General features: G+C 71.3%; 15 protein-coding genes. 5 read left to right on the top strand and 10 right to left on the bottom strand.

All coding sequences use genetic code 11. The annotated features are described in order from the left end of the window. Nucleotides 1–39 precede the first annotated feature (39 nt). Both AB0C25_RS04375 and AB0C25_RS04370 read left to right on the top strand, forming a co-directional pair. The gene (locus tag AB0C25_RS04375; protein WP_357369506.1) at nt 40–390 is read left to right on the top strand and encodes a DNA polymerase ligase N-terminal domain-containing protein; all 351 of its coding nucleotides are present in this window, start codon (nt 40–42) and stop codon (nt 388–390) included. 94 nt (nt 391–484) lie between these two features. Continuing rightward, the gene (locus AB0C25_RS04370) at nt 485–1,201 is read left to right on the top strand and encodes an alpha/beta hydrolase (protein ID WP_357369504.1); all 717 of its coding nucleotides are present in this window, start codon (nt 485–487) and stop codon (nt 1,199–1,201) included. An 11-nt stretch (nt 1,202–1,212) separates the two neighbouring features. Here AB0C25_RS04370 and AB0C25_RS04365 read toward each other — a convergent pair whose 3' ends face one another. Genes AB0C25_RS04365 through AB0C25_RS04355 form a run of 3 tightly spaced genes read right to left on the bottom strand, consistent with a single transcriptional unit; the run spans nt 1,213 to nt 6,858 of the window. Beyond that, a complete protein-coding gene (locus AB0C25_RS04365) occupies nt 1,213–4,086 on the bottom strand; it encodes an FAD-binding and (Fe-S)-binding domain-containing protein (RefSeq protein ID WP_357369502.1) in 2,874 nt (957 codons plus the stop codon). Nucleotides 4,087–4,111: 25 nt separating this feature from the next. Next, entirely contained in the window at nt 4,112–5,281 is a 1,170-nt protein-coding gene (locus AB0C25_RS04360) for an anhydro-N-acetylmuramic acid kinase (RefSeq protein ID WP_357369500.1), read from the bottom strand. A gap of 11 nt (nt 5,282–5,292) precedes the next feature. After that, nucleotides 5,293–6,858, bottom strand: a complete 1,566-nt coding sequence (locus AB0C25_RS04355; RefSeq protein WP_357369498.1) for a sodium:solute symporter — start codon at nt 6,856–6,858, stop codon at nt 5,293–5,295. A gap of 263 nt (nt 6,859–7,121) precedes the next feature. Here AB0C25_RS04355 and murQ point away from each other — a divergent pair, with 263 nt between their 5' ends. Next, nucleotides 7,122–8,015 (top strand): N-acetylmuramic acid 6-phosphate etherase, encoded by an 894-nt coding sequence (gene murQ, locus AB0C25_RS04350; protein ID WP_357369496.1) that lies wholly within the window; start codon nt 7,122–7,124, stop codon nt 8,013–8,015. A gap of 72 nt (nt 8,016–8,087) precedes the next feature. Further along, on the top strand, nt 8,088–9,098 hold the full coding sequence (locus AB0C25_RS04345; RefSeq protein ID WP_357369494.1) for a hypothetical protein: 1,011 nt from the start codon (nt 8,088–8,090) through the stop codon (nt 9,096–9,098). Between the two features lie 191 nt (nt 9,099–9,289). Here the strand turns inward: AB0C25_RS04345 and AB0C25_RS04340 are convergent, their stop codons facing one another. The 3 genes from AB0C25_RS04340 to AB0C25_RS04330 all read right to left on the bottom strand — a co-directional run bounded on the left by AB0C25_RS04340 (nt 9,290) and on the right by AB0C25_RS04330 (nt 11,823). Beyond that, complete coding sequence (locus AB0C25_RS04340) at nt 9,290–9,568, bottom strand: hypothetical protein (RefSeq protein WP_357369492.1); 279 nt, start codon at nt 9,566–9,568, stop codon at nt 9,290–9,292. A 13-nt stretch (nt 9,569–9,581) separates the two neighbouring features. Beyond that, on the bottom strand, nt 9,582–10,361 hold the full coding sequence (locus AB0C25_RS04335) for a hypothetical protein (protein ID WP_357369490.1): 780 nt from the start codon (nt 10,359–10,361) through the stop codon (nt 9,582–9,584). Between the two features lie 223 nt (nt 10,362–10,584). Further along, on the bottom strand, nt 10,585–11,823 hold the full coding sequence (locus AB0C25_RS04330) for an MFS transporter (RefSeq protein WP_357369488.1): 1,239 nt from the start codon (nt 11,821–11,823) through the stop codon (nt 10,585–10,587). Between the two features lie 168 nt (nt 11,824–11,991). Between AB0C25_RS04330 and AB0C25_RS04325 the strand changes: the two genes are divergently transcribed. Further along, entirely contained in the window at nt 11,992–13,257 is a 1,266-nt protein-coding gene (locus AB0C25_RS04325; RefSeq protein WP_357369486.1) for a PHB depolymerase family esterase, read from the top strand. A 48-nt stretch (nt 13,258–13,305) separates the two neighbouring features. Here the strand turns inward: AB0C25_RS04325 and AB0C25_RS04320 are convergent, their stop codons facing one another. The 4 genes from AB0C25_RS04320 to AB0C25_RS04305 form a co-directional block, all read right to left on the bottom strand. Continuing rightward, a complete protein-coding gene (locus AB0C25_RS04320) occupies nt 13,306–14,874 on the bottom strand; it encodes an RICIN domain-containing protein (protein WP_357370120.1) in 1,569 nt (522 codons plus the stop codon). 156 nt (nt 14,875–15,030) lie between these two features. After that, nucleotides 15,031–16,545, bottom strand: a complete 1,515-nt coding sequence (locus AB0C25_RS04315) for a family 43 glycosylhydrolase (protein ID WP_357369484.1) — start codon at nt 16,543–16,545, stop codon at nt 15,031–15,033. Nucleotides 16,546–16,770: 225 nt separating this feature from the next. Then, a complete protein-coding gene (locus AB0C25_RS04310; RefSeq protein WP_357369482.1) occupies nt 16,771–17,430 on the bottom strand; it encodes a response regulator transcription factor in 660 nt (219 codons plus the stop codon). Next, on the bottom strand, nt 17,427–18,803 hold the full coding sequence (locus AB0C25_RS04305) for a histidine kinase (protein ID WP_357369480.1): 1,377 nt from the start codon (nt 18,801–18,803) through the stop codon (nt 17,427–17,429). Before AB0C25_RS04305 ends, AB0C25_RS04310 begins: the two co-directional genes overlap by 4 nt. Between the last annotated feature and the right edge of the window lie 174 nt (nt 18,804–18,977).

Raw genomic sequence — 18,977 nt, 5'->3', positions numbered from 1 at the left:
CGGCACCGGGAGCGCGCGTGGGCGGCGACAATTGTCAGCGTGCCACCTGCCTTCGTGCTGCACCACCACCGCCGGCCTCGACCGCACTTCGACCTGCGGCTCGAGGAGGCCGGCGTGTTGCGTTCCTGGGCGGTGCCCCGCGGCCTGCCGGACAGTCCCCGCGCCAACCGGCTCGCGATCGCCGTGGCGGACCACCACCTTGATCACCTCACCTACGAGGACGCGGACAAGTCGATCGCCGACATCGGCACCTGGGAGGAGCACGACCGCGACGATCGCCGCCTGCTGTTCACGTTGCACGGCCGCGCCGGTCGACGGCGGTACGCACTCATCCGCACGGCCGAGGGTTGGCTGCTGCACCTGACGAAGGAGCAGCCCGCGGACGACTGAGAGGGCCGGATGTTTCGGCCTCGCGGGACGGGTAATCAGGCGCACCGGCGCGGCCGTGGGTGGAAAAGCGTCACGGAGTAAGGGAGTGCGTGTTATGTCTGATCCGCAGCCCACAATCGTCCTCGTGCACGGCGCGTTCGCCGAGTCGGGCAGCTGGAACGGCGTGATCGAGCGGCTCGGCGCCGCGTACGACGTGGTGGCCGCCGCCAATCCGCTGCGGGAGGTCGCCGGCGACGCCGCCTACCTACGGGACGTGGTACGCGGGATCGGCGGCCCGGTCATCCTCGTCGGACACTCCTACGGTGGCATGGTGATCACGCAGGCCGCTGCCGACGAACCACTGGTGCGAGCCCTCGTGTACGTCAACGCCTTCGCCCCGGACACCGGCGAGTCGGGGCTGTCGCTGTCCGGGCAGTTCCCCGGCAGCACGCTCGCCGACACGCTGGTGAAGTACCCGCTCTCGACCGGCGGCAACGAGGTGGCGATCGGCCAGGACGCCTACCACCAGCAGTTCGTCGCGGACGTGTCGGCCGACGTCGCCGCGCAGATGGCCCGGACCCAGCGGCCGATCACCGAGAAGGCGCTCGGTGACGGGCTCACCGGCGACCCGGCGTGGCGATCGCTGCCCAGCTGGTTCGTGTTCGGGGACTCCGACAACAACATCCCGGTCGCCGCGCACCGGTTCATGGCCGAGCGCGCCCAGCCGCGGGGCCAGCGTGAGGTCGCCGGCGGTTCGCACGCCATGGTGGCGGCCCGGCCGAGCGAGGTCACCGAGACGATCATCGAGGCGGTCCGGGGCGTGGGCGGCTGATCCAACCGCGACTACGCGGGCGGCTCGACCGCCTCGACGAGGACCTGGAGCACGTGCCGGTACGGCTGCCCGGTGGCCCGGCTCATGCCCATCTCGCAGGTGCGGTTGCAGGAGGCGTACGCGTCGTGGTCGCGCTCGTTGACCTCGGCGGCCTGGGCGGCGGTGGCGCTCGCGGTCACCTCGGGGTGCAGCATCCCCCGGTCGCCGGCGAAGGCGCAGCATCCCCAACTGTCCGGCACGGTCACCGTGTCGGCGACGGCCTGGGCCACCGCGCGCAGGTCGTCGGTGCCGCCCAGGTGCACGGTGGAGCAGGTGGGGTGCAGGGCCAGTGAGCCCAGCCGTCGGGGCTCCGGCAGGGCCGGCAGGAGGTGCTCGGCGGTGAACGTGACGCTGTCGACGAACCGCAGGTCGCGGTACCGTGCCCGGTCCTCCTCGGCCAGCGTGTCGGTCAGCTGGGTCAGCCCGTGCGTGCAGGACGACGCGTCGCACACGACGGGCAGGCGGCCCTGGTCGCTGGCCTCCCACAGCACGGCGAGGGTCCGCTCGGCCATCTCCCGGTGACCGGCCGGATAGCCCTTGGACTGCCACGGCGTCCCGCAGCACAGGCCCGCCGTCCCGGCCGGCACGACGACCGACACACCGGCCAGCTCGCACAGGCGCAGGAACGCCGCCGCCGCGCCGCCGGCCGGGCCGTCCTCCGGGGCGAAGAGGCTGCCCACGCAGGCCGCGAAGAACACCGCCTGGGCGTCCGGCGCGCTGCGGGGACGGGGGCGGGGAGCGCCGGCACGCGGCATGTCGTCGCTCCACTGTGGTACCAGTTCGGTGGCGCCGAGCCCACGGATCACCCCGGTGGCGGCACGGGTCAGCGGTGTCGGTACGGCGTGTGCGGCGGTCAGCCCGACCCGGACGCCGGTCACGGCGCCCTTCCAGTGCCGGGCGACACCGCGGGCGGTGCGCTGGGCGGCAGGGCTGTGTCGTTCGGCGCGCAGCCGTTTCATCGCGGCACCGGTGTCGATGCCGACCGGGCAGGCGGTGACGCAGAGGCTGTCCGCGGCGCAACTGTCCACCGCCGCGTACGCGTAGTCGGCGGTCAACTCCCGGCGGCGCTCCTCGTCGCCGGCGGCGGTGGCGAGGGCGATCTGCCGTTGCAGGACGATGCGCTGCCGGGGCGTGGTGGTGACGTCGGCGGTGGGGCAGACCGGCTCGCAGTAGCCGCACTCGACGCAGGCGTCCAGCTCGGGGTCGACCGTCGGGACGGCCTTGAGCTGCCGCAGGTGCACGGTCGGGTCGTCGTTGAGCAGCACACCGGGGTTGAGCAGGCCGCTGGGGTCGCACAACCGCTTGAGGTCGCGCATCACGTCGTACAGCTCGTCGCCGTACTGGCGGCGCACGAAGGGGGCCATGGCCCGGCCGGTGCCGTGCTCGGCCTTGAGTGTTCCCCCCTCGGCGAGCACGAGGTCGACCATGTCGTCGGTGAACCGGGCGTAGCGGTCGATCTCGGCAGGTGTGTCGAAGGACTGGGTCAGCATGAAGTGCAGGTTGCCGTCGCGGGCGTGTCCGAAGATCACCGCGTCCGGGTAGCCGTGCCTGTCGAACAGGTCGATCAGCCCGTCGCAGGTGCCGGTCAGGCGCGGCATCGGCACCGCGATGTCCTCCAGCAGGGCCGTGGTGCCGGGCGCGCGGGCACCGGCGACCGCCGTGTAGAGGCCCTTGCGCAGGTGCCAGAGCTTGGCCCGTTCGCGCGGATCGTGGGTCAGTGCGGTGCCGGTGACGGCGGGCAGTCGGTCGAGCACGGGCTGGGCGTCGGCAAGCGTCGCGGCCAGCCGTTCCGCGCTGTCCTCGGCGAACTCCACGAGCAGCGCGGCATGCCCGGTGACCGTCAGCCCGCGCAGGGCCGCGCTCGCGTCGGGGTCGCGCTGGCTGACCCGTAACGCGGCCGCGTCGAGCAGTTCGGCGGTACGCGCACCCGCGGCGAGCAGGGCGGGCAGCGCGTCGGTGGCGGCGCTGAGACCCGGCAGGATCAGCAGTCCGGTGGCGGCGTGTTTGTGGATCTCGACGGTCCGGAAGACGGCCTCGGCCACGAAGCCGAGGGTGCCCTCGCTGCCGATCATCAGGTGGGCGAGCATGTCGGCCGGGCTGTCGTGGTCGAGCAGGGAGTTCAGCCCGTACCCCATGGTGTTCTTCATGGCGAACAGCCGCTCGATCGTGGCGCGGGAGTCCGGTGCCGAGCGCACCCGGTCGCGCAGGCGCAGCAGCCCGGCGTACAGCTCGGGCTCGTCGGCCCGCAGCCGGTCGTCGGCGTCGCGCAGGGCGGAGTCGACGACGGTGCCGGAGGGCAGGACGAAGCGCATCGATTCCATCGTGCGGTACGCGTTGTCGGTGGTGCCGCAGGTCATCCCGCTGGAGTTGTTGGCCACCATGCCACCCACCGTGCAGGCGGCCTCGCTGGCCGGGTCCGGGCCGAGCCGGCGGCCGTAGCGGGCCAAACGGGCGTTTGCCTGCCGGATCGTGAGTCCCGGCTGGAGCCGGATGCGGCGGCCGTCGTCGAGCACCTCGGCGTGCCGCCAGTCGGTCCGGACGTCGACGAGCACCCCCGCCCCGCCGGCCTGCCCGGCGAGGCTGGTGCCGCCGCCGCGCAGGGTCAGCGGGACACCGGCCTCCCGGGCGCCCGCCATCAGCGCCCCCACCTCGGCCGCCGAGGCGGCGCGCACCACGGCCTGCGGCTCGAACAGGTACGGCGAGGCGTCGTGCGCCGCCGCCAGCCTGCGGGGCAGCTCGGTGCTGGCCCGGCTCGGATCATCGAGGCGTGAGCGCAGCAGCTCGGCGACCTCGCGGGCGCGGACGCCGGCCGTGGTGGGCGCGGGTACTCCGACGACGGGTCTCATGGGCGGGTCCTCCCGGGAGGGACGGTCAGTAGGCGACGGTCAGCCGGTCCGGAGCGGTGTCGACAGGCGCCGGCAGCCGCAGCGGCTGCCGGCCGGGCGTGATGCTGCCGAGCACGGAGGCGTGCCGCGCGCCGGTGCCCGAGGGCAGGGTGCCCGGCAGCCCGTGCACGGTCAGGTAGCCCAGCAGCGCGAAGGCCAGTGCCTCCTTGGCGTCCGACGCGACACCCAGGTCGTCGCTGGACGACAGGTCGACGTCCGACAGCTCCTCGGCGATCATGCGCATCAGCGTCGGGTTGTGTGCGCCGCCGCCGGAGACGACGAGCCGGGTGACGCCGTGGTCGCGGCAGGCGCCGGCCACCGTGACCGCCGTCAGCCGGGTGAGCGTGGCCAGGACGTCCTGCGGATCCGGCGTGGGCGCGTCGGCGAGGGCGGCGAGCAGGTACGGCAGGTGGAACAGCTCCTTGCCGGTGCTCTTCGGGCCGGGCTGCCGGTAGTACGGCTCGTCGAGCAGCCGCCGCAGCAGGGCCTGGTCCACCTGCCCGGCCGCCGCCCCGCGCCCGTCCCGGTCGTACTCCTCGGTGCCGCCGCTGAAGTGGCGCGCGGCGGCGTCGAGGAGCGCGTTGGCCGGGCCGGTGTCGAACGCGAGCGGGTCCGCGTCCGGCGCGACGACGGTGATGTTGGCGATGCCGCCCAGGTTCAGCGCGGCGGGGACGCCGGGCAGGCCCCGCAGCAGCAGCGTGTCGAAGAGGGCGACCAGGGGAGCGCCCTGGCCGCCCGCGGCGACGTCGCGGGTGCGCAGGTCGGCCACGACCGGAAGGCCGGTGGCCTCCGCGATCCAGGCCGGCTGACCCAGTTGCAGGGTGCCCCGAACCGCACCGCCGTCGACCCAGTGGTACATGGTCTGCCCGTGCGAGACGACCAGGTCGGCGTCTCCGCCGCACAGCTCCGCGAGAGCCCGCACGCCGGCCGCGGCGAAGGCCTGGCCGATGCCGGTGTCCAACACCGTGACCGCCTCGGTGGTGGTCGGCGCGGGCGGCAGGGCGGCGGCGATCCGGGCGCGCAGCTCCTCCGGGTACGGGTGGCTGAACCGGCCCAGTGGCCGCATCCGCAGGGTGTCGCCGCTCCTGTCGAACTCGGCGGCGGCGGCTTCGATGCCGTCGTATGAGGTGCCGGACATCAGGCCGATGACACGCATCACGTTCTCCCTCATGCCCGGGCGGCGGGCTCTGCCGCCTCATCGTCGTCGACGTCGTCGGCGCGTCCGTGGTCGTACGGCGTCGCCGGTGCCGCGTGGAACCGGCTCGACACCGCGCCGACCAGCAGGGTGATCAGGACTCCGATCGGCACCAGCCACTGCGCGGCGATGGCGGTGGGGACGGTGTGCCCCGCCGTCGTGACGTCGATCTTGACGTAGCGGACGATGTAGGTCATCACCGCCACGGTGACGAGGAAGGCGATGAACGCGTCGACCTGGTTGGCCCGGCTGACCAGGCGGCCGAGCAGGAAGGCCCCGAGCAGCGCGCCGTAGGTGTAGCCCGCGATGGTCAGACCGGTCAGGTAGACGTTTCCGGTGCTGGAGCTGAACGCGCAGGCGAACACCGCCATCAACACCGCCCAGACCAGGGTCATCACCCGGGCGAGCCGCAGCATCGCGTCGTCCGAGGGGACCTTCCGGAAGAAGCTGTGGATGAAGTCCGCGACCGTGGAGTTCGACATCGAGTTCAGCGCCGAGGACAGCGACCCCATCGCGGCGCCGAGGATGCCCGCCACCAGCAGGCCCGAGATGCCCACCGGCAGGGCGTGCAGGATGAAGCTCGGGTAGAGGTTGTCGCTGCTGGCCAGGCCGAGCTCCTTGAAGGTCTGACCCTTGTTGTACGACCACAGCAGTGCGCCGACCAGGGAGAACGCCGCGAACTGGATGACCACGAAGATGCCCGAGGAGATCATCGCCTTCTGTCCCTCGCGCAGCGTGCGGGTGGACAGGATCCGCTGGACGATCAGCTGGTCCGACCCGTGGCTCGCCATCGCGAAGATCGCACCACCGATGATCGCGGTTGGCAGGGCGAACGGGCTGGTGAGCACGTGCGCCAGGTCGAGGTTGGTGTCGAAGAGCTGGAACTTGCCGGCGTCCAGCGCCTGCGAGTAGCCGTCGAAGCCGACGGCGTGGCTGAGCACCGCGATGGCCAGGATCGCCCCGCCCAGGTAGAGCCCCATCTGGATGGCGTCGGTCCAGATGACCGCCTTGATGCCACCGAGGTAGGTGTAGACCACCGTGATCAGCGTCAGGACCACGATAATGGCCTGATAGCCGACATTGAGCCCAAACTCGTCGAGGAGCAGCTTGATGGGGATGGCCGAGGCGAACAGCCGGACACCCTCGGCGAGCAGGCGGGTGAAGACGAACGTGACGGACGCCAGACCCTGGAGTTTCAGGCCGAACCGCTCACCGAGGTACTGGTAGGCGCTGACGAAGCCGCCCCGCTTGTAGAGCGGGATGAGCACCGCGGCCACGACGACGCGACCGATCACGTAGCCGAGGGCCAGTTCGACGTTGCCGAAACCCTGCCCGCTGTAGGCGCCACCGGGCACGCTGATCACGGTCAGGACGCTGGTTTCGGTGGCGACCACGGAGAACGAGACGGTCCACCACGGCAGTCGACCCTCGCCCACGAAGTAGTCCTTGGCGGACTTCTGCTTGCCGGACAGGCGTAGTCCGACGTAGGCGATCACCACGAGGTACAGCACGATCACGACAAGGTCGAGTTGACGCACGGCTCGCTCCCAACCAGGAGTTGTCAATAAGTGACGCATGTCTAGCGTATCGCGAAACTTTTTGCCAGTCCGCGCCCGGGCTGGCTACGCTGTGGTCCCGGCCTGCGGATACGGGGGAGGCGGGGGCCAGCGGAATGGCCCACCTCCCACCGTCCCGCCCAGGCTGGCACGGCCGGAACGGCACATTGCGGACGCGGCGCTCGACGAGCCGCGGCCCGTCGTTCGACCGGCGACTGAACACAGCGAGAGGATCGAGCAACCCCGTGGACCTCAGCACCCTCGGCACCGAGACCCGCAACGACAAGACCAGCGACCTCGACCTGATGTCCCCCACCGAGTTGCTCCTCGCGATGAACGACGAGGACCAGACGGTGGCCCAGGCGGTCCGGCGGGCCGTGCCGGACATCGCGGCCGCCGTCGACGTCGTCGTGGCGTCGCTCCGCCAGGGCGGGCGACTCATCTACCTCGGTGCCGGTACCAGCGGCCGGATCGGCATGCTCGACGCCGTCGAGATCCCACCCACCTTCGGTACGTCGCACGACCGGGTTCTCGGCCTGCTCGCCGGGGGAGCGCGCGCCTTCGGTGTCGCCGTCGAGGGTGCGGAGGACGACCCGAACCGTGCTGTCGCCGATCTCGACGCGGTCGGCCTGACCGCCGGCGACACGGTCGTCGGGCTCGCCGCCAGCGGCCGCACTCCGTACGTGGTGGGCGGGCTGGAGCACGCCCGCGCGCTCGGCGCGTCGACCGTCTCGGTGGCCTGCAACTCCGACGCGGTGATCAGCAGGTACGCCGACGTCGCCATCGAGGTGCCCACCGGCCCCGAGGTGCTCACCGGCTCCACCCGGCTCAAGGCCGGCACCGCCGAGAAGCTCGTCTGCAACATGCTCTCGACCGCCACGATGGCCCGGCTCGGCAAGGTCTACGGCAATCTGATGGTGGACATGAACGCCACGAACGAGAAGCTCGTCGACCGGGCGCGGCGGATCGTCGCCGAGGCCGCCGACACGGACCTCGACAGCGCCGCGCGGGCACTCGTGGCGGCGCACGGACACGCCAAGACGGCAATCGTGCTGCTGCTCGCGAACTGCACCGCCGAGGAGGCCGCTGCGCGGCTGCGCGCCGCCGACGACGACGTCCGGGCGGCCGTCGCGGCCTGATCGTCCCGCCACGGCAGGGGGACAGATTCGGGCGCGGACTTTCTGTCAGGCCGCTCGCCTAGGGTTCGCCGCATGTACTTCGTGTGCCGGTGGCGCGAGGAATCGCCGTTCAGCAAGCGGGTGGTCACCCTGCCCGACGCGACGACGCTCGACTGGTTCCGCCGCGGCTGGGGCCGTGCCAACCCGCAGGGCTGGATCGAGAGCGAGCTGGGCGACGACGTGTACGGCCTGGACTCGATCTTCGAGGAGGCCGGGGAGCGCCACCTGCCGCCGCCGGAGACCCTCGACGACCTACGCGGGTTGCTGAACGAGCACCTCTACGTGGAGGGCGACGACGACGGCACGTTCATCCGGCTCGGCGACGGCGCCCTGCGCGTGCGTACCGACGATGACGAGGTGGATCTGGCCTACTACTTCGTCGAGGAGGCCGCCGCCGTCGCGTCGCCGGACCGGCTCGCCTTCCTGCTGCACGACACCTGGCCCCTGCCGGTCGACGTCGCCGCGCCGGACGCCATCTTCGACCACGGGGTGCCGGTCCGTTCCGTACGGATCGCCCCACCCGGGCCGGAGACCGTGTTCTCGGTCCGTCTGGGTTGGGGTTCGCACGACGCCGACCGGACCCTGGACCTGGCTGGTGCCATCGCCTTTCCCGGCCTCGCCCTGCCGGACCTCGCCGCTCGTCTGCGTGCCGTCGACGCGCCCGGCGCCCGCCGATGGCCCCACGATGCCCAGCTGCTGCGGGCACTGGTCGCGCCCGACGAGACGGACGCCGGCGCGGCGCTGGAGCGCTACGTTCGGCTGTCCGGGTACGACCCGTCGCCCGTCAGCTGGGAGCTGGCATCGGCACACCACGCGATCCATCCGGAGGTGATGCGGCTGCTGGCCCCGCAACCGTCCATCGGGTCGCTGGTCCGGTCGGACCCGCACATCGCGCAGGTCGCCCGATACATCGACGACTTCTTCGGGTTCGACCAGTGGTTCCTCTTCGACACCAGGTGGGCGGCGGCACATGCGGCCCTGGCTCGTTCGTTGCTGCGCTATGCGGCGCACTGGGACCCGTACGACGACGCGACGGCAGAGTAGCCCTCCATCGTGGCCCGTGCCGCCTCGGCGCTCCGCGCGGCCGCGCCGGTGGTCACGACCGTCCGCAGGAGCACCCGGGTCTCCCCGGAAAGCCCATCGGGGTCGGCCGCCTGCTCGACTCCGGCGTCGCTCACGTTCGGTCGAGAGTCGACGAAGCGCCCCGTCCGGGTCGGACGGGGCGCTTCGTGGTGTCAGCCGAGCTTCGGGTAGGAAATCGTGCGGTCCCCGTCGGCGTCGGTAGCGGTGGCCAGCTCGATCCGGGGGGACCGGTCCGGCGGGAGGTGGGCACGGTCGGCGATGACGACGACGTCCACCTCTCCGTCGATCATGGCCTGCTCGACGGTCTCCCACGATGCTCGCATGATCCCCGCGAATCGGTACGAGTGTCGGCGAAGGTGCGCAAGACACGTCGCGACGGCGGGCTCCGCCGGCTCGACCTCGGCGGGAATCCAGATGACGGCTATCTCCATGGTCTTCTCCTGATCAACGTCGTGGACGCGAGTGGGTGATCAGGAGTTGCTGTGGCGGCGGGGGACCCCGCTCCACCGGTCGGCCGGCAGCGCGCCTGTCGACTGCGGTGACGGTGAGCCCTGGACCCAGCGGCGCGCTGGGCGGTACAGCCTCAGCTGCCGACGTGGGCGGATCGGTGCCGCCGGTGCTGGCACCGGTGGGTGCCGACGCGAGTGCCAGCACGAGCGCCGGTGGCCCCGACGCGGGACGGACGGGTGGTCGGGACGGCTCGTCGAGGACCGCGGCCGTCGCCACCCGCGCCCGATCCGGTGTCCGGCCGCCGGAGGTGCCGTGCACGACGCGGAACACCGTCGCCGGCACGGGCGTCGACGGTTCCGGCGCCGACCGCGAGGCGGCGCGCGCCCCTGCGGAGGCCGAGTTCGGGGGTGCGGGGTTGGCCTGCGGCGAAGACGACGGCGACGTACGGGCCGGCCGCGTCGGTACGGCGGTGGAGGGACCGCCCGGCAGGGGATCGGCCGGCAGAGTCGGCAGAGGGACGGCCGACGGCAGAGGCAGGGGAATTGCCGACGGCAGGGGGAGTGCGGTCGGCAAACCCAGGGGGACGGACACCTGCACCTCGACGAGGTCGGGCACCCGCACCGTGATGGTGCTTGGCGAGGTGCTGACCTCCAGCGGCTGGAGACTCGTCGGCAACGGGAGCGGCGTGTCGGCGTGGGCGGGGTTGGCACCCAGGGCCGCCCCGAGCGCCGCGGCCCCGATCGCCGCCGCTGGCAGGCTGTGCCTCAACCGCATCAGACGGAGGCCGTCGACAGGTGCGCCGCGAGCCCGGCCCGGTCCGATTCACCGGTGCGCTGCCGCTGGCCGAGCGGATGCCCGTCGCGTCCTGCCGTTCCCTCCATGTGCGGGTTCTTGCCCCGGGAATCCCCGGGCTACACCTTCTGTCGATGTCTGGGTGGCTGGCTCGCGCGTCCGACCTGGATCCGGGCGACTCGACGTCAGTGATCGAGTGGGCGGATCACACCCGGGCTTCCGCTGGGGCCGGGGCGGGGTCGAGCGGCAGGTCACGCATCCGGCGGATCGGGGTGGACAGATAGATGATCGGGGAGAGCGCGGTGAGCGCCCCGAAGATCAGCAGGGTGGTGCGGGCGCCGAGCGGCCCGGCCAGGACGCCGGCGAGTAGACCGCCGAGCGGGATGGCGCCCCAGGAGACGAACTTGACCGTGGCGATCACCCGCGACAGCAGCTCCGGCGGGCTGGCGAGCATCCGGTACGTGCGGGTGGTCACGCTGAGCACCACCGTGGACCCGGCGAAGATGAGATTCCCGACGGCGAAGGCGAGGTAGCCGGCGGTGCCGGTGCCCAGCGGGATGATGAGCGCGCCGACCACACCGACGAAGGACGAGATGATCAGGCCACGTGCGGTGCCGAACCGGTTGGTGAAGCGGGTGGTCAGCGCGGCGCCGATGAGCGTGCCGAGTCCGTCGGCGGCGATCAGTACTCCGACCAGGATCGGCGGTGCGTGCAACTCGCGCACCAGATAGAACTGGAAGAGGGCAAGCATGGCGCCGTTGACGAAGTTCGTCGCGGTGGCGTCCCACATGGCCGGTCCGATGATCGGGTGTCGCAGCACGTAGTGCCAGCCTTCGCGGATCATCGTGACCATCGGTGGCCGCTGGTCCGGTCGCTGCACCCGCCGGGCCGGCAGGGTGCGCAGCAGCACGGCGGAGACCAGATAGCTGACGGCGTCCACCAACAGGGTCGGCACCGCTCCGAACAGTTGCACCGCGAGCCCGCCCAGGGACGGCCCGCCCAACTGGGTGGCGGCGAGAGTGCCGGAGTTGAGACTGTTGCGCGCCTGCAACTGGGCGGCCGGCACGATCTCGGGCAGGAAGGTCTGGTTCGCCACGTCGAACAGCACGTTGGCGAAGCTCACGACCAGCGCGACCACGACCAGTTGGGCCACCGTCAGGCCGTCGTACCACCAGGCCAGGGGGACGGACGCGATGGCGAGGGCCCGGATCAGGTCCAGGACGACCTGCATGCCGCGCAGCGGCAGGCGCTGCACGATCACCCCCGCCGGCAGGCTGATCAGGAGGTACGCGAGATAGCCGGCCGCCGTGATCAGACCCATGTCGAAGGCCGACGCGTCCAGCACGACCAACGCGGTCAGGGGCAGGGCCACCCCGCCGACGGCCGAGCCGAGGTGGCTGGTCGTGCTGGCCAGCCACCAACGCCAGAAAGCAGTTAGTTCCATGATGGAACTCACTATAGGGATGGGAGTGCGGACGGTCGACCCCGCGCCGCGAACCGTGGCGGCGAGGCAGCCGAGCGCCCGCCAGCGGCGACGGTTGCCAGCGGATCTCGGCGGCGTTACGTTGAGATCTCATCGACGCACGTCGACGTCGCAACGTACGGGGGCCGCATGTCCACGCCTGTCACTCGTCGCACTGTTCTGGCCGGTGGGGCCGGTGCCGCCATCGGTCTGGCCGTGCCCGGCCTCGCCGCCCACGCCGGTGGCCGTCATCCCACGACCGTGCGCTTCACCCTCGACGCGACAACGCTCGACGGCGGTGAGCAGGTCACCTCGGTCACCCTCGACACCAGTCGGCTCGGGCCGATCGACCCGGCCGGGCTGACCCCCGCCACGTTCAGCGTGCACGCCAAGGCCACGAGTCCGCTCCCGATCGCTCCCGGCGACCAGATCTTCAGCGAGTACGACCTGGACCGTACGGTGACCGCGGCCCGCCTCGACCGCCACGGCAACATCGTGCTGGAGCTGAGCCACGCCGAAGGTCAACCCGGCGGTGGCACCCTGGGCTACATCCTGAGCAAGGGCCGCAACGTGCGGCTGGACCTCGTCTACACCATCACGCAGAACGCCCCGATCGCGCGGCGCCACGGCTCGCCGGTCACCATCACGCGCTTCGCGCAGGGACGGCTGTCGAACCCCGAGGTGGACGCCTTCAGCTACCACGCCTCGGGCTCGGGTATGAAGTACCGGCTCTATTCTCCCGACCACTCGGCTGGGCACGGTCGGCGGCCGCTGATCGTCTGGCTGCACGGCGCCGGCGAGGGCGCCTCGTTGCCCGACGACTACTACGACAACGAGACCACCCTGCGCGCCAACCGGGGGGCGCTCGGCTTCGCCACTCCGCAGGCGCAGCGGATCTTCTCCGGCGCGTACGTCGTGGCGCCGCAGAGCACCTCCTACTGGATGGAGGACGGCCCCCGGTTCGCCCCGCTGATCCGCGAGATCGTCCAGGACCTCGTCCGCCGCAAGCGCGTCGACCCCGACCGGATCTACGTCGTCGGGTGCAGCAACGGCGGCTACATGTCCCTGGAGATGACAGTCACCTATCCCGACCTGTTCGCCGCGTCGGTGCCGATCTGCGGCGTCGTCGAGCCGCTCGGCGGGGACGGCCCGCCGCTGATCACCGACGCGGAACTGGTGGCGATTCGCACCCCGACCTGGCTGGTCACCTCGCGTGACGACGACACCGTGCCACCGGAGACCAACACGATCCACGCCCACGACCTCATCCCGGGATCGCTGATCACCCTCTACGACCAGGTCGTCTGGAACGGCTACCGGTTCCCCGGCCACTGGTCCTGGATCTACGTGGCCCGCAACGACCCGAGCCGCAACGGCACCCACATCTGGCAGTGGATGGCCCGCCGCCGTCGGTGAGCGCGGCGAGTGCGGCCGTCCGAACCCGGGCGGCCGCACTCCCTCGGCTCAACACCAGGTGAGTGTCGAGTTGACCCGCGTGACGTTGCTGATCGTGTTGTTCGCTCCACCGCATGGGCTCTGGGTGATGTTGGTGCCGCTGACGGTCAGGTTCTGGAACCGGATGCCGGACGAGATCGGAAACTCGCTCCGCGCCGCGATCCGTACCTCGCCGCCGCCCGTCACCGTCCCGGAAACCCCGGCGATGACGACGTTGTAGCAGTTCTCCACCAGGATCGCGTTGTTGCCGGTGTTCGAGATCGTCACCCGGTCGATGACCGCGCCGCCGGACTCGGACACGCAGAAGATCCCCCGACCGCCCCCGGACGCGAGCACGGTGCCGACCCGGATGTTCGTCGGGTACGCGTTGCCCACCCGGCCGTTGCGGTTGGCCATCCGGAACGCCGCGTACCCGGTGCCGGCCCCGGCGCCCTGCGCGTCGACGGTGCCCACCGTGGCGTTGATCGTGTCGTTGAGCAGCAGGCCGGAGTCGCGGGTGTTCCGCGCCGTGACCGTGCCGATCGTGAGACCGTCCACGCCGTACGTCTCCACCCCGTGGGTGCCGGTCCCGGACACGTACACGGTGTCGATGCGGACGTTGCGCACCTTGACCGCTCGATCTCCACCGTGGTTGTCGATGCGGACGCCCAGACCGGCGGAGAGTCGCATGTCGATCTGCCCGAGGGTCAGGTTGTTCACGTTGCGCATGAAGATCCCGTACAACGGGGAGCCGGTGAGCGTGAGGTTCTGCACCTCGACGTCAGTGGTCCCCCGCGAGTACACCGGCGCCTGGTCACCCGAGCCCGACCCGGTCACGTTTATCGTCCCGCACACGGCCAGGGTCGTGTACGACGGCAGCGACAACCGGGACCCCGCGCTCATCGAGCCGGAGCCCCGAACCACCACCCGCTGCTTCGACGTACGACCCGCCGAGAGCGAGTTGACCGCCGCCTGCATCGCCGACAGCATGTCCGAACCCGAGTAGACGGTCGACGAGCCGTTCCGGGATGTCCAGGTGTTCCCGCTCAGCACGGCCTCGGCGTTGCTCGACCCGCTGCCACACCCGGTGCCCCCGCCGCCCACCTGAACCAACTGCCACTGCTGGTTGGGGCCGTTGACGTCGGCGTACTGACTGATCCGGCCGCCGTCGGCCGTGGACCGCTCCCAGACCTCGAGGGCCTTGGCGGAGTGACGGTTGATCAGCCGGACGTGCCCGCCGTCGGAGTCGAGCACCTGGAACTGCTGGTTGGTGCCGTTGACATCGGACCACTGGCGGTACTCCGCGCCGTCGGCGGTGTTCCACTCCCAGAGGTCGACGACCTTGCCGCTGTGTCGAGCCTTGAGACGGTAGTAGCCACCGCCGGAGGAGACGAACTGGAACTGCTGCCACGCGCCGTCGTTGCGGGACCACTGCTGGAGTACCGCACCGTCCGCCGTCGAGGTGTCCCGGACGTCGAGCACCTTGCCGCTGTACCGGTTGACCAGGACGTAGGAGGCATTGGTGTCGATGCTCGCCGCCGCTGCCGGCGGTGCGCCGACCAGGACGGCGGCGGCCGCGCCGACCAGCGTGGTGATCATGGCGAGGACCAGGCCCGTACGCCCGCCTCGACGGATCGATCCGCCGCCGGACGGCCTTGTCCTGAGAGTGAAGCGCATCGCTCCTCCTGGGCTGGATCGGCTCCGGGCGAGCCGGGACGGGTGTCGACGGCCGCGGGTGTCGCAGCCGGTGGGCGGCTATTCCAGGTGGAAGGTGGCCGAGGCGCGGTCGGCGCTCGAACTCACCGGCTCGACGTAGAGCAGCCCGCCGCGGTGGCGCACGTGTCGGCCCGGGAAGTTGTGGGACTCCAGGGAGATCCCGGCGCTGTCGGCGAGGCCGGACTGGCGACGGAAGCTCGCGTCGCCGCCGAAGAGGGCGGAGCCGTCGTTCTTCTCGACGTACAGGGCGTAGCCCCGGTGGCGCAGGTAGTACCCGGGGAAGTTCGTCGACTCCAGCGACACCGATCCGCCGCCGGCGAGCCCGGTGACGATCCGGAACTGCGAGTCGGCCAGATTTGTCACGTTCGGCTCGATCCGGGCCCGGTAGTCGTAGTGCCGGATGTAGTTGGTGGCCAGGTCGTGGGAACGCAGCCGGACCGGGGTGGCCCCGTCGGGCACGGGGATGCCGAAGTTCGGGGTGCCGTCGGCGTTCCAGTACACCTTCTGGAGCCGGGTCCGCCGGTTCGGGTCGTTGAGGGGATCACCACTGATGTCGCGGTAGTTGCGGTCGTGATAGACTAGGACGTCGCTCTGCCCATCCTCGGAGACGGTGAACGAGTTGTGGCCGGGGCCGTACTGACCGGTGGCCGCGTTGCTGACGAACACCGGGTTGGGACTCTTGCTCCAGGAGGCGGCGTCGAGCAGGTTCGCGGTGGCGGAGGCGCTCAACATCCCCAGGCAGTAGTTGGCGTCCGTGGCGCTGGCCGAGTAGGTCAGGAAGATCCGGCCGTTGCGTTGGACCACCGCCGGTCCCTCGGCGACCCGGTAGCCGCGGGTCTCCCAGTCGTACGTCGGCACGACCAGCCGGGTCACCGTGCCCGTGATCTGCCAGGGGTTGGCACCCATCCGGGCCAGGTACACGTTGGAGTTGTTCCCGATCGCCGGCTCCTGCTGGGCCCAGGTCAGATAGCGCACCCCGTTCGCGACGAAGGTCGACGCGTCCAGGCTGAAGGTGTCCCAGGGGGTCGTGATCCGTCCGCGTTCGGTCCACGAGCCGGTGAGCGGATTGGCGTTGGCGTTCTCCAGCGCGTACATCCGGATCCGCCACACGTCGTCGGTACGGCCCGCGGCGAAGTAGATGTACCACCTGTTGTTTATGAAGTGGATCTCCGGTGCCCAGATGTGGGCACCCATCTCTCCGCTGGTGTGGCGGCTCCAGATCGTCGACTCCGCCGCCGTCGCCAGCCCCTGCAGGGTGGTCGCACGTCGCAGCACGATCCGGTCGTACTGCGGCACCGTGGCGGTCAGGTAGTAGTAGCCGTCGGTGTGCCGGAAGATGTGCGGGTCGGCCCGCTGGTTCACCAGCGGATTGGTGTAGTTGACGGCCGGCGCGGCCTGCGCCGGCCCCGCCGCTGGCAGCCCGGCGGAGACGGCGAGCAGCACCAGCACGGCGGCCACGACCGACCGTGGGTGTCGGCGGTCCCGGCGCCCGGCGCGCCCCGGTCCGGTGGCGCGGCGGGTCGCTGGCTCGGTGCGGGGGAGTGGCAGCGGCATCTGTCCTCCGTGCGGTTCGTGAGCGACCCGTGTGTCGGCGGCGTGACGGTGGTGTTGCGTCCAGGTAGCGTCATAATGTTGGCGTTAACATTGATGAGTGTCAAGGAAATCTGGCCGGTGACCTGCCCAGCGTCCGACCGAGTGCCGGCGTCGTGGTTGCGGCCGTGTGGGTCGGACGGTGTCCGTCCCCACCGGCTCGATCGACTGTCGACCGGGCGGGCACGGTCAGGGGGCGACCAGACCGGTCCGGTACGCGACGACGACGGCCTGGACCCGGTCGCGGAGGCCCAACTTGGCCAGGATCCGGGCGACATGCGTCTTGACTGTCGCCTCCGACAGGTGCAGGCGGCCGGCGAGTTCGGCGTTGCTCAGGCCGTGCGCCAACAGACCCAGCACCTCCACCTCACGTGGGGTCAGAGCGGCCAGGTCCCGGTGGATGGCCGGCGGGTCGGTGTCGCGCTGGGCGAACCGTTGCACCAGCCGCCTGGTGATCGCCGGCGCCAGCAGCGCGTCGCCGGTGCGGACCAGCCGGACCGCACCCACCAGATGCTCCGGGGTGACGTCCTTGAGCAGGAATCCGCTCGCTCCCGCGGTGAGGGCCGCGTACACGTACTGGTCGAGGTCGAAGGTCGTGAGCATGATGATGCGTGGCGCCTCGCCAACGCCGGCGAGGATCTGGCGGGCGGCCGCGAGACCGTCCAGTTCGGGCATCCGGATGTCCATCAGGACCACGTCGGGCCGGTGCCGATGGACCGCCTCGACGGCCTCGACCCCGGTCGTCGCCTCGGCGACCACGTCGATCCCGTCGGCGGTCAGGATCATCCGGAATCCGGCCCGGACCAACGCCTGGTCGTCAGCGACCACCACCCGCAGCGCTGCGGTCATGCCGTGCCCCCCAGAGGTGTGCCCGCCCGGCCGTCGCCCGCGACGTCGTCGATCATGGCATTGTCCACCGGGATCAGGGCCTGGACCCGGTATCCACCGGTGAGTCGTGGGCCCGCCTGCACCGTGCCACCGTAGACCGCCAGTCGCTCGCGCAGACCGATCAGCCCGCGCCCGGTGCCGGTGCCGGCGGTCACGCCGGCTCGGCCGCCGGTGTCGGTCACCTCGACCCGCAGGTGCGTCCCGGCATAGTCGACGAGCACGCGTACGGATGCGCCGGCAGCGTGTTTGACGGCGTTCGTCAACGCCTCCTGCACCAGTCGGTACACGGTCAGCTCGATGCCGGACGGCAGCGGCCCCCGCTGCCCGCGCACCACCAGCTCGACCTCGACACCCGAGTCACGCACCCGCCGCACCAGTGCGTCCAGCCCATCGAGGCCGGGCTGCGGAGCCAGGTCGGCGGCGCCCTCCTGCCCCAGGACGTCGCCGTCCATCGTGAGCAGCCCCATCACGTGCCGCAGCTCGGTCATCGCCGCCCGGCCGCCGGCCTCGACCGCGAGCAGCGCCGCCCGGGCGTCCTCGGGCCTGGACTCCATCACCTTGCGGGCCGCACCGGCCTGGATCACCATCACGCTGACGTTGTGGGTCACCACGTCGTGCAGCTCCCGGGCGATCCGGGCCCGTTCGACCTCCGTCGCCCGGCGCAGCGCCTCGACCTGCTCGTGCTCCATGGCCGACATGCGCGCCCGGCCCTCGTCGGCGTGCTCCTTCCACCGGCGTAGCCCGTCGGCCGCCACCGCGATCGGCAGCAGGATCAGGAACGGCACGGCGCTGTCGGACACCGAGCTGGCGTCCGACTGCAACCCGGCGTGCAGGAACGCGGCCGCCGGCAGGCTGGCCAACGCCAGGATCTTGTACGGGCTGAAGACCGCGGCGCTGTAGCCGGCCACCACGCAGGCGAAGAAGGACAGCCGCAGCGCGGCCGGATTGTCGTCGACCAGCCCGGCGCTGGCCAGCACCACCCACAGCGTCCCCAGCGGGTACCGGCGGCGAAACAGCAACGGCAGGACGACGAGCATGAGCAGCACCGCCGTCCAGCCGGTGCCGTCGTCCTCGACCGGCAGGAAGGGTGGCCACACCGGGTCGGGTGGCACCGGCGGATCCGGCCAGGGCTCGCCCCGCTCGAACACGATGCGACGCTCCGCGGGCCGGTCATCGACACCCCGGTCCGCCTGGATCGCGAGGAGACCGAGCCCGAGTGCCAACAGCGCGTCGAACAGCTGCCCCCGGCGCGACAGCGGTGGCAGCTGGCCGACCGGACGGGCCAGGGACCGGATGTGCGACCACAGCCGGATCACCACCGCACGCCACGTCATCGGTTCATTCTCGGTGCCGACCGCGCCGCTGCCTATCCGCCTGGCGAGCGGTGTCGCTACATCGCACGCCTACCTCGCAGGGATGATGCCGCCACCGCTCATCCCGACGCGGTACCGAAGATGCCTCTCGCTGCCGATGTGTCCGACTCGTCCCCGCCCCTAGCGTCAGCCTCG

Source organism: Micromonospora sp. NPDC048839 (assembly GCF_040649915.1).
Taxonomy (GTDB): domain Bacteria; phylum Actinomycetota; class Actinomycetes; order Mycobacteriales; family Micromonosporaceae; genus Micromonospora.
This window is presented reverse-complemented; position numbering and strand designations above follow the sequence as displayed.

What these genes read in the sequence shown, in the direction of transcription:
- AB0C25_RS04365 (WP_357369502.1), bottom strand. Translation starts at nt 4,086, where the DNA reads ATGAGACCCGTCGTCGGAGTACCCGCGCCCACCACGGCCGGCGTCCGC.
- AB0C25_RS04345 (WP_357369494.1), top strand. Translation starts at nt 8,088, where the DNA reads ATGTACTTCGTGTGCCGGTGGCGCGAGGAATCGCCGTTCAGCAAGCGG.
- AB0C25_RS04330 (WP_357369488.1), bottom strand. Translation starts at nt 11,823, where the DNA reads ATGGAACTAACTGCTTTCTGGCGTTGGTGGCTGGCCAGCACGACCAGC.
- AB0C25_RS04325 (WP_357369486.1), top strand. Translation starts at nt 11,992, where the DNA reads ATGTCCACGCCTGTCACTCGTCGCACTGTTCTGGCCGGTGGGGCCGGT.
- AB0C25_RS04315 (WP_357369484.1), bottom strand. Translation starts at nt 16,545, where the DNA reads ATGCCGCTGCCACTCCCCCGCACCGAGCCAGCGACCCGCCGCGCCACC.
- AB0C25_RS04320 (WP_357370120.1), bottom strand. Translation starts at nt 14,874, where the DNA reads ATGATCACCACGCTGGTCGGCGCGGCCGCCGCCGTCCTGGTCGGCGCA.
- AB0C25_RS04335 (WP_357369490.1), bottom strand. Translation starts at nt 10,361, where the DNA reads ATGCGGTTGAGGCACAGCCTGCCAGCGGCGGCGATCGGGGCCGCGGCG.
- AB0C25_RS04310 (WP_357369482.1), bottom strand. Translation starts at nt 17,430, where the DNA reads ATGACCGCAGCGCTGCGGGTGGTGGTCGCTGACGACCAGGCGTTGGTC.
- AB0C25_RS04340 (WP_357369492.1), bottom strand. Translation starts at nt 9,568, where the DNA reads ATGGAGATAGCCGTCATCTGGATTCCCGCCGAGGTCGAGCCGGCGGAG.
- AB0C25_RS04370 (WP_357369504.1), top strand. Translation starts at nt 485, where the DNA reads ATGTCTGATCCGCAGCCCACAATCGTCCTCGTGCACGGCGCGTTCGCC.
- AB0C25_RS04360 (WP_357369500.1), bottom strand. Translation starts at nt 5,281, where the DNA reads ATGCGTGTCATCGGCCTGATGTCCGGCACCTCATACGACGGCATCGAA.
- AB0C25_RS04305 (WP_357369480.1), bottom strand. Translation starts at nt 18,803, where the DNA reads ATGACGTGGCGTGCGGTGGTGATCCGGCTGTGGTCGCACATCCGGTCC.